Source organism: Shinella sp. S4-D37 (assembly GCF_040812195.1).
GTDB lineage: Bacteria > Pseudomonadota > Alphaproteobacteria > Rhizobiales > Rhizobiaceae > Shinella.
In genome coordinates, this window is record NZ_JBFNXL010000003.1 from 565,537 (window position 1) to 578,589 (window position 13,053).

A 13,053-nucleotide genomic window follows, 5' to 3' on the forward strand; every position below is an offset into this window, starting at 1 on the left:
CTCGGAAAGTTCCACCATGTCACGCATCCCTTCCGAACAGGCCGGCGGGCCGCAGCAGAAGCACGATCGCCATGATTACAAAGACAACGATGTTGGAGGCCTCCGGGTAGAAGACCTTGGTCAGGCCCTCGGCGATGCCGAGCATGTAGCCCGTCACGATCGCCCCCATGATGGAGCCCATGCCGCCGACGACGACCACCGCGAAGACGACGATAATGAGGTTCGTGCCCATCAGCGGCGAGACCTGGTAGACCGGCGCCGCCAGCACGCCGGCAAAGGCGGCGAGGCCCGCCCCGAGCGCATAGGTGAGGGTCAGGAGCAGCGGCACGTTGACGCCGAAGACCTGCACGAGCACGGGATTTTCCGTCGCGGCGCGCAGATAGGAGCCGAGCTTGGTCTTCTCGATCAGAAGCCAGGTTCCAAGGCAGGCGAGCAGCGAGACGACGACGACCCAGCCGCGATAGTTCGGCAGGAACATGAAGCCGAGATTGGTGCCGCCCGAAAGCAGGGGCGGCGCCGCATAGGGCTGGCCGGAAACGCCGTAGAGATAGCGGAACGTCCCCTCGATCGTCAGCGCCATGCCGAAGGTGAAGAGCAGGCCATAGAGCGGATCGAGATCGTAGAGCCGGCTCAGCATGGTGCGCTCGACGACCGCGCCGAGCACCCCGACGATGATCGGCGCGAGAACGAGGGCGGCCCAGTAGCTGACCGAGAGATACTGCAGCAGCAGGAAGGCGACGAAGGCGCCCAGCATGTACTGCGCCCCGTGGGCGAAGTTGATCACGCGCAGGAGGCCGAAGATGACGGCGAGCCCGAGGCTGAGGAGCGCGTAGAACGAGCCGTTGATCAGGCCGATCAGCAACTGCCCCAGGAACGCCTGCACCGGAATTCCGAAAATCATGGTCATGGCTCGGTCAGACCCCCAGGACTTTGTGGAGCATCGGCATGCGGTCCGGCAGTTCCGACACAGGGAAGTCCGCCACCATCTGGCCGTGGTCCATCAGGTAGAAACGGTCCGCGATCTTGCTGGCGAAGCGGAAGTTCTGCTCGACCAGCAGCACCGTCATGCCGCGCTCCTTCAGTTTCTTCAGCACCTCGCCGATACGCTGCACGATGACGGGCGCCAGCCCCTCGGTCGGCTCGTCGAGAAGCAGCATCTTCACGCCGGTGCGCAGGATGCGGGCCATGGCCAGCATCTGCTGCTCGCCGCCGGACAGCTTCGTGCCGGGGCTGGTGCGGCGTTCGGCAAGGTTGGGGAAGAGGCCGTAGATCTCGTCGATCGACATGCCGCCCCTGGCCACGACCGGCGGCAGCATCAGGTTCTCCTCCACCGTCAGCGTCGCGAAGATGCCGCGCTCCTCCGGCACGAAGCCGATGCCGGCATGCGCCGTCCGGTGCAGCGGCACGGCCATCATGTCCTTGCCGTCGAAGACGATCCGGCCCTTGCGCTGGCGCAGGATGCCGACGATGGTGCGCAGCGTCGTCGACTTGCCGACGCCGTTGCGGCCGAGGATGGTGATCATCTCTCCCTCGCCCACCGTCATGTCGACGCCGTGCAGGACATGGCTCTCGCCGTACCAGCTGTTGAGGCCCTTGACTTCGAGCAATGGTCTCATGTCAGGCCTCCTCCGTGCCCATATAGGCGACGCGGACCTGTTCGTTCCGGCTGACGGCGGCATAGTCGCCCTCGGCCAGGATCTCGCCCCGCTGCAGCACGGTGACGTGATGGCAGATATTGGCCACGACCTTGAGGTTGTGCTCGACCATCAGGATGGCGCGATCCCTGGAAAGCTCGGTGATGAGGCCGGCGATGACGCCGACGTCCTCCTGCCCCATGCCGGCCATCGGTTCGTCCAGAAGCAGCACCTTCGGGTCGAGCGCCAGCGTGGTGGCGATCTCCAGCGCGCGCTTGCGGCCGTAGGACAGGTCTGCGGCGATGCCGTTGCGCCAGCGGTCGAGGCCGACCATGGAAATCAGTTCGTCGGCGTGGGCGTTCAGGCGGTTCAGGGACGCCATCGGCTTCCAGAACTGCGTGGCGAGGTTGTTCGGCCGCTGCAGCGCCACGCGGACATTGTCCAGGACGCTCAGATGCGGGAAGACCGCGGAAATCTGGAAGGACCGGACGAGGCCCATGCGGGCCACCCTGTCCGGCTGCATGTTGGTGATGTCGGTTCCCAGCAGCGTGATCGTGCCGGACGTCGGCTGCAGGAACTTCGTCAGGAGGTTGAAGACGGTCGTCTTGCCGGCGCCGTTCGGCCCGATCAGGGCGTGGACGCGAGCGTGATACACATCGAGATCGACGTTCTTCACCGCGGAGAAGCCGCCGAAATCGCGTCGGAGACCGCGGGCGGAGAGCACCACCCGCGGTTCCGGCTGCGTCTGTCGTTCAGACATAGCCATATTTGCGCCCGGACCCTACTGGCTCACCAGAGCGCAGCCGCTCTTGGCCGGATCGATGAAGGCGTCCTTGCCGGGGATGGTCGCCAGCACCTTGAAGTAATCCCAGGCGACATCGCTTTCGCCCGGCTTCTTCACTTCGAGCAGGTACATGTCGTGGATCATCCGGCCGTTCGCCGCGACGGTGCCGTTCTTGGCGAAGATGTCGTCGACCGGCATTTCATGCAGCGCCTTGGAAACCGCGTCGGCATCGTCCGTGCCGGCCTTGTCGATCGCCTTGAGGTACTGGGTGACGGCGGAATAGGTGCCGGCCTGGACCATGTTCGGCATGCGGCCGGTCCGCTCCATGAAGCGCTTGCCGAAGGCCGCCGATTCCTCGTCGCGGTTCCAGTAGAAGCCCTCGGTGAGCGTCAGGCCCTGGGCCGCTTCCAGGCCGAGGCCATGGACTTCGGCGAGCGTGAAGAGCAGCGCGGCAAGACGCTGGCCGCCGGCCACGATGCCGAACTCGGCCGCCTGCTTGATGGCGTTGGCCGTGTCGAGGCCGGCATTGGCAAGGCCGATCACCTTGGCGCCGGACGACTGCGCCTGCAGGAGGAACGAGGAATAGTCCGTCGTGCCGAGCGGATGGCGGACCGAGCCGGCCACCGAGCCGCCGTTCTCCTTGACGAAGTTCGCCGTGTTCTCCTCCAGAGAATAGCCGAAGGCGTAGTCGGCCGTCAGGAAGAACCAGCTGTCGCCGCCCTGCTTGACGAGCGCGCCGCCCGTGCCGACCGCAAGCGAGTGGGTGTCGTAGGCCCAATGGAAGCCGTAGGGGGTGCACTGCTCACCGGTCAGTTCGGTCGTCGCCGCGCCGGTATTGATGGTGATCTTCTTCTTCTCGTTGGACAGCGCCTGGACCGCGAGGCCCACCGACGAGGACGTCAGTTCCATGATGCTGTCGACCTGCTCGGTGTCGTACCACTGGCGGGCGATGTTGGAGGCGATGTCGGCCTTGTTCTGGTGGTCGGCGGTGACGACTTCGACCGGCGCGCCGCCCGCCTTGCCGCCGTAATCCTCGACGGCCATCTTGGCCGCCTCGTAGGACCATTTGCCGCCGAAATCGGCATAGACGCCGGACTGGTCGTTGAGAATGCCGATCTTGACCTTGCCGTCGGATATGTCGGCGGCGGCAGCGGCCGTGCCCATCGTGAGCAGGATGGCTGTGGACGCAATGAGACTGTTACGCATGTATCTCCTCCCCGAGATCAATTGAAATGCGGTTCTGTTCAAAAATTGGCCGACCGTTCTCCCGACAGCGACCCTCCCGCCGCTAGTTTCCCAAAATGTCCGATTGACGCAAGGGCCGTCTGAAATTAATTGCAAACAGGGTCTGTTCATTTTTGAACAGAGGAGGCGCCCATATCTGCTTATACGCAATTCACCTGGGACGACCTGATGTACTTCCTGGCGGTCGCCCGGACGGGACAGTTGTCGACGGCCGCGCGGCAGCTCAGGACGAGCCACGCCACCGTGTCGCGCCGCATCGACCGGCTGGAATTCGCGCTGAAGGTAAAACTGTTCGAGCGCAATCCGCGCGGCTACGTCCTGACCTCGATGGGCCAGCGCTTCGTCGACACGGCGGAAAAGATCGAGGCGGAGGCCGACAGGCTCCAGGCGGAGATCTCCGGCGGCGCCACCGCCCAGCGCGGCGTGATCCGCATGAGCGCGCCCGAAGGCTTCGCCAATTTCTTCCTGACCCACCAGCTGCACGATTTCTCGGCGAGCTATCCGAACCTCGCGCTCGAACTGGTGACGATCCAGCAGATCATGTCGCTCTCGCGCAAGGAGGCCGACCTTGCGGTGTCCCTCGACCCGCCGAAGGCCGGCCCCTACGATTGCGAGAAGATCGCCGACTACAGCCTGCACGTCTACGGCTCCCGCCGCTACCTCGAACGCAACGGCCCGGTCCAGAATCGCGACGAGCTGCTCCAGCACCCCTTCATCGGCTATATCGAGGACATGATCTTCGCGCCGGGCCTCGACTATCTCGGCGACGTGCATCCCGGCATCAAGGCGCGCTTCCAGAGCTCCAGCATCTTCGCCCAGTTGACGGCGACGCGGAACGATCTCGGCCTCTGCATCCTGCCGCATTTCGTCGCCAAGCAGCATCCCGAACTGCAGATCGTGCTTGCCGACGAGGTCGAGCTTCGGCGCACCTACTGGTTGATCTGCCACCACGACCTGCGCAACGTGCCGCGCGTGAAGATGGTGATCGACTTCCTGTTCAGGATCGCCCGCGCGAACATGCCCTCCTTCCTTCGCGAACTCGACGACGAAAGCCGGCGGTGAGAGCGGCTACCGCGTGACGTCGAACGCGCGAAGGATGTCGATCAGCCGCGGCGCCATCTCGCGGATCTCGGTGAGGTGGATGGCGGTCAGCCTTTCGAGGATCGCATCGGCCTTGTCCGTCAGGGCGAGGGTCTGGCGGCGGCGGTCCGCGGGATCGGCATGCCGCGTGACATAGCCGGCCGCGACGAGCCGGCCCACCAGCTCGGTTGCCGAATGGGGCGCGATCACCAGCCGCTCGGCGAGCCTGCCGACGGTCATCGGCTCCTCCTCGCGATGCCCCCGGATCGTCAGCAGCGCCTGGTGCTGCTGGGCGGGAAGCCCCTCGTGATGCGCCGCCGAGGTGCTGAAATCCGTGAAGCGGCGCAACGTGTAGCGCAGGTTCGAGAGCGCCTCGTAATCGGCGTCGCTCAGCCTATCCTTCGACATTCTCGCAGCTCCTGCTTTCCCGCAACCGGCCCGCCCCGGCGCGCCGTCGACCGGCTTACCCCAGGACAGCGCCGGGGGCTAGGAGCAATCGACCGTCCGTCTGCGCCGGCGAGGCCTATTGATTTATATCGTACTACGATGTATTTTCGGCCCGCCTCCATCTGAGCATCGACGGGAAAGCCATGCCGCAAACCAAACCCCACCACCGGCCGCACGATTTCACGGGCGGCCTTGCCCGGCGCGAGGCCGGCGACTTCACGACGGACCGGCGCGTGCTGGCGCTGATGGGCATGGCGCTTGTCGTGGGCACCGGCGGCGCGCTTGCCGCCAAGCTGCTGGTGTGCCTGATCGCGCTCGTCACCAACCTCGCCTGGTTCGGACAGTTCAGCCTTGCCGCGACCTCGCCCGCCGACGCGCCCCGCTCATTGTGGATGGTCGCGACGCCGGCGATCGGCGGCCTCGTCATCGGCCTGATGGCGCGTTTCGGATCGGAGAAGATCCGCGGCCACGGCATTCCCGAGGCCATCGAGGCGATCCTCATCGGCGGAAGCCGCATGTCGCCGAAGGTCGCCGTGCTGAAGCCGCTGTCCTCGGCGATCTCCATCGGCACGGGCGGCCCCTTCGGCGCGGAAGGGCCGATCATCATGACCGGCGGGGCGATCGGATCGCTCTTCGCCCAGTGCTTCCACATGAGCGCGGCGGAGCGCAAGACGCTGCTCGTGGCCGGCGCGGCCGCCGGCATGACCGCGATCTTCGGCTCGCCGATCGCCGCCGTCACGCTCGCCGTCGAACTGCTGCTCTTCGAATGGAAGCCGCGCAGCTTCATTCCCGTCGCGCTCGCCGCCTGCATCTCCGCCTGCTGGCGGCCCTTCCTGTTCGAGGCCGGCGCGCTCTTTCCCCAGCGGTTCAACGTGGACCTGCCCTGGTGGGGCATCGGCCTCTGCGCGCTGATGGGCATTGTCGCCGGCCTGCAATCCGGCCTCCTCACGACGCTGCTCTACCGGATCGAGGACGCCTTCGAGGCGCTGCCGATCCACTGGATGTGGTGCCCGGCGATCGGCGGCATCGCCGTCGGCCTCGGCGGCCTCATCGAGCCGCGCGCGCTCGGCGTCGGCTACGACGTCATCGACAGCCTCCTGAACAACCGCCTGCTGCCGCAGGCCGTGCTGACGATCCTCCTGGTGAAGGCCGCCATCTGGCTGGTATCGCTGTCGTCGGGCACGTCGGGCGGGGTGCTTGCGCCGCTGCTCATCCTGGGGGGCGCGCTCGGCTGGCTGGTCGGGCTGGTGTTTCCCGGCGATCCGGGCTTCTGGGCGCTGCTCGGCATGGCCGCGATGATGGGCGGCACGATGCGGGCGCCGCTGACCGGCACCTTCTTCGCGGTCGAACTCACCGGCGACGTGTCGAGCATGCTGCCGCTGCTGGCGGCGACGATTTCCGCCTATGCCGTGACGGTTCTTCTGCTGCGCCGCTCGATCCTGACGGAGAAGATCGCCCGCCGCGGCCAGCACATCACCCGCGAATACGGCATCGATCCCTTCGAATATGCCCGCGCCCGCGACATCATGATCGAGAAGGTCGACACGCTTCCGGCAGGAATGCTTGTCGGCGACGCCGCCGCCTTCTTCGCGACCACCGAGCGCACGCACAGAATCTATCCGGTCGTCGACGGCGACGGGATGCTGAAAGGCGTCGTCTCGCGCGGCGATGCCCTGCGCTGGCAGCAGGACCCGGCGCTTGCCGACCAGAGCCTGGACGAGCGCGTCTCCGACACCTCGGTTCCGGTCGCCCATCCCGAGGATACGATCGGCTATGTCGCCGACCTGATGCTGGCGACCGATGTCGGCCGCATCCCCGTCGTCGATCCCGAAACCGGCCGCCTCCTCGGCCTCGTCGCGCGCAAGGACCTGCTGCGTCTCCGCCACGCCGCCAATGCCAGCGAGAACGAGCGCAAGCCCTATCTCGGGCCGAAGAAGACGGGCGCTTGAGGGCGGGGCGATAGCTTACAGGCCCCTCTGCCTGTGGAGGCCGATTACGCCTTCGGCGACGTCCCGCTGCTGAAATTGGCGTCGACATGGGCCATCCACAGGCGGATCTGGTCGAACAGCAGCACGAAATCGTAGCGCCACTCCAGGAGAAGCAGTTGCCAGGCGCTGCCGTCGAGCGTGGCGAGGCGGTCGTCGAGCCGTTGCTTCAGCACCGCCAGTTGCCCGGACTGCACGGCCTCGCCCCCCTCACCCGCCTGATGGGCGGCCAATTGAAGCTGTCGGTCCAGTTCGAGAAGCTCGGTCTTCAACGTTGCCAGGTCTGCGGACATTGCGATCCCTCCACGGTTGCCACCGGGAAATTATATCGTATTACGATATATAATCAAGATGGTTCGCGGGCCGCGTCCGGGGCAGCTTGCTCCATCGAAAAAACATGATAGTTTTAATCATCTTTTCTCACGCGGGCGGCTCTTGCCCAATTGCGGTTGTCATCGCCCGCCGCTTGGCCTTAAACGCATGGTGACAGACGCGCACGGCTCGCAACAGGGATGGTTTCGAACGGTGAATTACCAGCACGCAATGACCTGCCATACGGACGGCATCAAGGTGCTCGCGCCCGTGAAATGGCGCAGCCTCGACGGTCTGGTCGGCGTCTTCTGGGACGCGGAGGGCCATCTTGGTGCGCGGGGCTACTATCTTTCGCCCGACCCGCGCATCGTGATCTTCTTCAACGACGTGTCCTCGCATATCCGGATGACCAACCGCGAAGGCGGCATGACGGAGTATTCCCGGCCGATGACCCGCGCGGTCTATGTGCCGGCCGGCGTGCCGCTCTGGACGAGCTTCACCGCCGCGCACCGCTTCTCCCATCTCGACCTGCACCTGCACAAGGACCGCATGTTGCGCTTCCTGTCGCCGACGGTCGGCACGTCGGCGGCGCTCGCGGCGCTGCGCCGCCCGGTGGAGATCCAGGATGTCGGCGCCATCGAGACGCTGGCGAGCCTTCTGGTCGACGAAGTGTCGGGACCGACGAAACACGCGCTCTATGCGGAAAGCCTGGTCGGCGCCATCGTCAGCGGCCTGCTCGACATCCAGGATATCGGCGGCGAGGCGCAGAACGGCCGGCTCACCCAGGCGCAGATGAACCGGCTGGCCGCCCGCCTCAACGCCCGCAGCGACGGCCGCCTGACCGTCGCCGAGATGGCCGAGACGGTGGGCCTCTCCGAGAGCTGGTTCGCCAACGTCTTCAAGCAGACGACCGGCAAGACGCCGCTGCAATGGCAGCTCGGCAAACGCATCGACCTCGCGCAGAAACTGCTCGTCGAAAGCGACCTGACCATTGCCGACATCGCCGCCCAGCTCGGCTTCTCCGACCAGGCGCACCTGACGAAGGCCTTCCGCCAGATCGCCGGCGAGACACCCGCCGCCTGGCGGCGGGTGCAGCAGGCCCGCTGACCGACCTTACCAGGTCTGGCGCAGCGTCGCCGAGATCGCGCGGCCCGGATTGTAGAAATCCGCGCCGAAGCCGCCGTAGTCGACATGCTTGCGATCGAAGAGGTTGGAGACGTTCACCTCGAAGGAGGTGTTCTCGAACACCTTGTAGCTGAAGGCCGCATCGACGACGAAGTTGCTGCCCGTCTTCACCGTGTTGGCGTCGTTGAAGTAGTAGGAGCCGATATAGCGACCGCCGAGGCCGAAGGTCATGTCGCCGCGCTTGCCGTCGCCTTCGAGCGTGTAGTTGACCCAGAGCGAGGCGGTGTGCTCGGGCACATGATAGGGCCGGTTGCCCTCGTTGCCCGCCGTGCCGTTTTCGACGATCTCGGCGTCGAGATAGGAATAGCCGGCCGTCAGGCTCCAGTTCGGCGTCAGTTCCGCCTTCGCCTCCAGGTCGAGGCCCCGCACCCGCACCTCGCCGATCGTCTCCTGCAGGTTCGTCGCCGGATTGGTGCGCGTGATGTTGTTCTTCGTCAGGTCGTAGATCGACGCCGTGATGAGGGCCGGGAAGGCGTCCGGCTGGTATTTCACGCCAAGCTCGATCTGCTCGCCGCGCTCCGGCTCGATGCCGATGGAGGGTGCCGCGACGGATTCGGCGTAGCTGACGAACGGTGCGATCTCATCCGTCAGGCGATAGGTGAGGCCGATCCGCTTCGTCAGTTCGCTGAAGTCGCCCTCGCTCGTCGTTCCCGTCAGCCTGTTCGTCTCGCTGAGGTCGAGCCAGTCGTTCCGAAGTCCGGCGGTGACGATGAACTTGTCCCAGAAGGTCAGTTCCTGCTGGATGTAGAGCGCCTTGCCGGTCTGGTCGCTGCGGCTGCTGACGATCAGCGGCAGGTTGGCCGGCCGGCCGGTATAGACCGGGTTCGTCCAGTCGATGCCGGGCGCCGGGCCCCACCAGGTGTCGTCCTCGCCTTCCATGTCGTTGTATTCGACGCCGACCAGGGTGCGGCTGTCCACCGCGTCGAAACTCGCCTCGTATTGCAGATGCGCGTCGATGATGAACTGACGGCTGGACGATTCGTTGCCGAAGAAGGCGCGCGAGGCCGTCGTCGAGCCGTCCGTCGGCGTCGCGGAAATGTAGGCATAGCCGAAATCGGTGTCCGCCTTGCTGTAGCGCGCATTCGCGCCGAAGGTCAGGCCCGAGCCGAAATCATGGTCGAACATCACGCTGACCGTGTCGCGGTCGGTGCCGCGATAATTGTAGCCGGGCTCGCCGAAGAAGCGGCTGCGGTCGAAATCCGTGCCGACCGGATGGCCGCCACTGCCGGGCACGCCGTCCCTGTTCAGGTGATCGTAGACGATGGTGAGGCTGGTGGCGTCCGTCGGCCGCCAGGTGAGCCCGCCCATGAAGAACTTCTCGTCGTCGCGCGAATGGTCGTATTCCGCGTCCGCATCGCGCAGCTTGCCGGTGAAGCGGTAGGAGAGCGTGTCGTCCTCGGTCAGGTTGTCGCCGAAGTCGAAGCCGACCTCCTTGCGACCGTACGAGCCGCCGGTGACATAGGCCTCGCCGAACTTTTCGCTTTTCGGCCGCTTGGTGACGAAATTCACCGCGCCGCCGGGATCGGAAACGCCGAAGGTCGCGGAGTTCGCGCCCTTCAGCACCTCGACGCGCTCGAAGGCATAGGCCTCTTCCCGCACGCCGCCGAAGGGCCGGCCGAGGATCAGCCCGTCGCGATAGAGCATCGCGTCGAAGCCGCGGATCTTGAAATAGTCGAAGCGATCGTCCGAGCCGTAAAAGTCGGTGGTGACGCCGGCGGTGTATTGCAACACCTCCTCGACGGTCTGGGCGCCGCGCTGCTGGATCTCCCTGGCCGTGATGACGGAGACCGTCGCGGGCGTGTTGAGGATTTCCGTCGCCATCCGGCCGCCGGCGGTCGTCTTCCTCGCGACGATCGACTTCGCGTCATTGTCGCCGGTCGCCGTGCCGTTGCCATCCACGGTGATGGTCTCGAGAACCGTGGTGGTGCCGGCGTCCGCCTGCTGGGCCCGCGCGGCCGCCGGCCCAAGGGCGACGAGCGCGGTGCAGCCGAGAAGGACCGCGGTCCTCAGACGGGTGAGAGGCTGTCGGGTGTCGGCGCCGGTCATCTTGATGTCCATCATCTGTTCCAGAAATTGAAGTTGCGCTCGCCGGCACGCGGCAGGTCCGCCGAAAGCCAGCCGGAACGAGGATAATCCCCGCGCATCCCAAGCCCCCTCAGGCCGATGCGACTGTCCCTTGAATCGGCAATAACTTGAGACGTATAGTCCAGTATTGTACATTTCCATGGTTTTGTACGAAACCCCGGAAACTTCGCCGCTCTCCCCGCGCAAGGCCCGCCTTCGCCTTGACGCCGCCCAATGAACCTGAAACGGAAACTCCACTTTAAACACCCCGGAGGGTTTCGCCGATGTCGCGGCTTTTGCGCTTTCCCCTGATCCTTCTTACCGCCTGCCTTTGGATCGCGACGGCGGCCGGCGCGGCCGACGGGACCGCCTATCCCATCGTCATCGAGCACGCCTTCGGCACGACGACGATTGCGAAGAAGCCGGAACGCGTGGCGACCGTCGCCTGGGCCAACCATGAAGTGCCGCTGGCGCTCGGCATCGTGCCGGTCGGCTTTGCCGCCGCCAATTTCGGCGATGACGACGGCGACGGCCTGCTGCCCTGGGTGGCGGAGAAGCTGAAGGCGCTCGGCGGTGAAAAGCCCGTGTTGTTCGACGAAGGCGACGGCATCGATTTCGAGGCGGTGGCGGCCGTGCAGCCCGACGTCATCCTCGCCGCCTATTCCGGCCTCAGCCAGGCGGACTACGAGACGCTGAGCCAGATCGCGCCCGTCGTCGCCTATCCGCAATCGGCCTGGTCGACCGACTGGCGCGAGACGATCCGGCTCAACAGCGCCGGGCTCGGCATGGCAACGGAAGGCGAGGCGCTGATCGCGCGCATCGAAAAGGAGATCGCCGATACGGTCGCGGGCTATCCCGCGCTGAAGGGCACGTCGGCGATCTTCGTCACCCATCTCGACGCGACCGACCTCAGCACCGTGAACTTCTACACGGCCAACGACACGCGCGTGAAATTCTTCGCCGATCTCGGGCTCGCCTCGCCGAAAAGCGTGCTGGAGGCGACGAAGCCGGGGCAGTTCGCCGCCAGCGTCAGCGCCGAGCAGGTCGACGCCTTCGACGACGTCGATATCGTCGTCAGCTACGGCGGGATGCCGCTGCTCGACGCCGTGAAGGCCGATCTCCTGCTCTCGCGCATGCCCGCCGTCGGCAAGGACGCGCTCGTCATGCTCGGCCGCGACCCGGTCGGCACTGCGGCCAATCCGACGCCGCTGTCGATCTCCTGGGTGCTGAAGGACTATGTCGCGCTGCTCGCCGAAGCCGCCGGGAAGGCGAAATGACGCCTGACGCCGCCGCCTTGCGTAGCGTTTCCACGCCCGCCGGGCGCCTTCGGCGCCTGCGCGCGCTGTGGCTTCTGCTGATCGCCGCCGCGCTCGTCGTTATGATGGCGCTGTCGGTGGCGATCGGCACGCGGGAGGTCGGGCTTGGCGATATCGTCGCGGCGCTCGGCGGCCGGGCCGAGACGATCGGCGAGGCGGCGGTGGCCATGCGCATTCCCCGCACGCTGCTGGCGCTGCTGGCGGGAGCCGCACTCGGCCTTGCAGGCGCGATCATGCAGGGCGTCACGCGCAATCCGCTCGCCGATCCCGGCATCCTCGGCGTCAATATGGGCGCCTCGCTCGCGGTCGTGATCGGTGTCGCCTGGTTCAACATCGAGACCGCCTATGCCTATATCTTCACCGCCATCCTCGGCGCCGGGGCGGCGGCGGTCTTCGTCTATGTCATCGGTTCGCTCGGGCGCGGCGGGGCGACGCCGCTGAAACTGGCGCTCGCCGGCGCGGCCACCTCCGTCGCCTTCTCCTCGCTCGTCATCGCGGTCGTGCTGCCGCGTGCCGACATTGCCGGCGGCGTGCGGGCCTGGCAGATCGGCGGCGTCGGCGGGGCGACCTTCGAGCGCATCCATCCGGTGCTGCCCTTCCTTGCCGCCGGCTTCGTCGTCAGCCTCTGTTGCGCCCGCAAGCTGAACGCGCTCGCCCTCGGCGACGAGCTTGCCGCCGGCCTCGGCGAACATGTCGCCACGACCCGTGCCGTCGCCGCCCTCGGCGCGATCCTGCTGTGCGGCGCAACGACGGCGGTCTGCGGCCCGATCGGCTTTCTCGGCCTCGTCGTGCCGCACCTCGTGCGCCTGCTCACCGGCAGCGACCATCGCTGGCTGCTGCCCTTTTCCGCCCTCGGCGGCGCCTGCCTCCTGATCGCCGCCGATATCGCCGGACGCATCGTCGCGCGGCCGGCCGAACTCGACGTCGGCATCGTGACGGCCCTCATCGGCGCGCCGTTCTTCATCTGGATCGTCCGACGCCAGCGGGTGCGGGACCTTTGA

General features: G+C 66.2%; 12 protein-coding genes. 5 read left to right on the forward strand and 7 right to left on the reverse strand.

Going from position 1 to position 13,053, the window contains the following annotated elements; genetic code table 11:
• Window positions 1–19: 19 nt before the first annotated feature.
• From AB3G45_RS06675 to AB3G45_RS06690, 4 genes are read right to left on the reverse strand one after another with little or no spacing between them, the layout of a single operon-like run.
• Window positions 20–907, reverse strand: a complete 888-nt coding sequence (locus tag AB3G45_RS06675; RefSeq protein ID WP_367829815.1) for a branched-chain amino acid ABC transporter permease — start codon at window positions 905–907, stop codon at window positions 20–22.
• 7 nt (window positions 908–914) lie between these two features.
• The gene (locus AB3G45_RS06680; protein WP_367829816.1) at window positions 915–1,616 is read right to left on the reverse strand and encodes an ABC transporter ATP-binding protein; all 702 of its coding nucleotides are present in this window, start codon (window positions 1,614–1,616) and stop codon (window positions 915–917) included.
• A gap of 1 nt (window position 1,617) precedes the next feature.
• Window positions 1,618–2,400 (reverse strand): ABC transporter ATP-binding protein, encoded by a 783-nt coding sequence (locus tag AB3G45_RS06685; RefSeq protein ID WP_367829817.1) that lies wholly within the window; start codon window positions 2,398–2,400, stop codon window positions 1,618–1,620.
• A 15-nt stretch (window positions 2,401–2,415) separates the two neighbouring features.
• Window positions 2,416–3,624 (reverse strand): ABC transporter substrate-binding protein, encoded by a 1,209-nt coding sequence (locus tag AB3G45_RS06690; protein WP_367829818.1) that lies wholly within the window; start codon window positions 3,622–3,624, stop codon window positions 2,416–2,418.
• Between the two features lie 171 nt (window positions 3,625–3,795).
• Here AB3G45_RS06690 and AB3G45_RS06695 point away from each other — a divergent pair, with 171 nt between their 5' ends.
• Window positions 3,796–4,725 carry a LysR family transcriptional regulator gene (locus AB3G45_RS06695; RefSeq protein WP_367829877.1) on the forward strand — a complete coding sequence of 310 codons (930 nt, stop codon included), beginning with the start codon at window positions 3,796–3,798 and terminating at the stop codon, window positions 4,723–4,725.
• 6 nt (window positions 4,726–4,731) lie between these two features.
• Here the strand turns inward: AB3G45_RS06695 and AB3G45_RS06700 are convergent, their stop codons facing one another.
• Window positions 4,732–5,151, reverse strand: a complete 420-nt coding sequence (locus tag AB3G45_RS06700) for a MarR family winged helix-turn-helix transcriptional regulator (RefSeq protein WP_367829819.1) — start codon at window positions 5,149–5,151, stop codon at window positions 4,732–4,734.
• Between the two features lie 182 nt (window positions 5,152–5,333).
• Here AB3G45_RS06700 and AB3G45_RS06705 point away from each other — a divergent pair, with 182 nt between their 5' ends.
• Window positions 5,334–7,139: a chloride channel protein gene (locus AB3G45_RS06705; RefSeq protein WP_367829820.1), complete on the forward strand. Its 1,806-nt coding sequence runs from the start codon at window positions 5,334–5,336 to the stop codon at window positions 7,137–7,139.
• A gap of 44 nt (window positions 7,140–7,183) precedes the next feature.
• Here the strand turns inward: AB3G45_RS06705 and AB3G45_RS06710 are convergent, their stop codons facing one another.
• Complete coding sequence (locus tag AB3G45_RS06710) at window positions 7,184–7,468, reverse strand: hypothetical protein (protein WP_367829821.1); 285 nt, start codon at window positions 7,466–7,468, stop codon at window positions 7,184–7,186.
• A 232-nt stretch (window positions 7,469–7,700) separates the two neighbouring features.
• Between AB3G45_RS06710 and AB3G45_RS06715 the strand changes: the two genes are divergently transcribed.
• Window positions 7,701–8,594 carry a helix-turn-helix domain-containing protein gene (locus AB3G45_RS06715; protein WP_367829822.1) on the forward strand — a complete coding sequence of 298 codons (894 nt, stop codon included), beginning with the start codon at window positions 7,701–7,703 and terminating at the stop codon, window positions 8,592–8,594.
• Window positions 8,595–8,600: 6 nt separating this feature from the next.
• On the opposite strand, the gene AB3G45_RS06720 is transcribed toward AB3G45_RS06715, so the two are convergent.
• Window positions 8,601–10,730 carry a TonB-dependent siderophore receptor gene (locus AB3G45_RS06720; protein WP_367829823.1) on the reverse strand — a complete coding sequence of 710 codons (2,130 nt, stop codon included), beginning with the start codon at window positions 10,728–10,730 and terminating at the stop codon, window positions 8,601–8,603.
• Window positions 10,731–11,020: 290 nt separating this feature from the next.
• On the opposite strand from AB3G45_RS06720, the gene AB3G45_RS06725 reads away from it, so the two are divergent.
• The gene (locus tag AB3G45_RS06725; RefSeq protein WP_367829824.1) at window positions 11,021–12,013 is read left to right on the forward strand and encodes an iron-siderophore ABC transporter substrate-binding protein; all 993 of its coding nucleotides are present in this window, start codon (window positions 11,021–11,023) and stop codon (window positions 12,011–12,013) included.
• Window positions 12,010–13,053: a FecCD family ABC transporter permease gene (locus tag AB3G45_RS06730; RefSeq protein WP_367829825.1), complete on the forward strand. Its 1,044-nt coding sequence runs from the start codon at window positions 12,010–12,012 to the stop codon at window positions 13,051–13,053. The genes AB3G45_RS06725 and AB3G45_RS06730 overlap by 4 nt, the downstream gene beginning before the upstream one ends.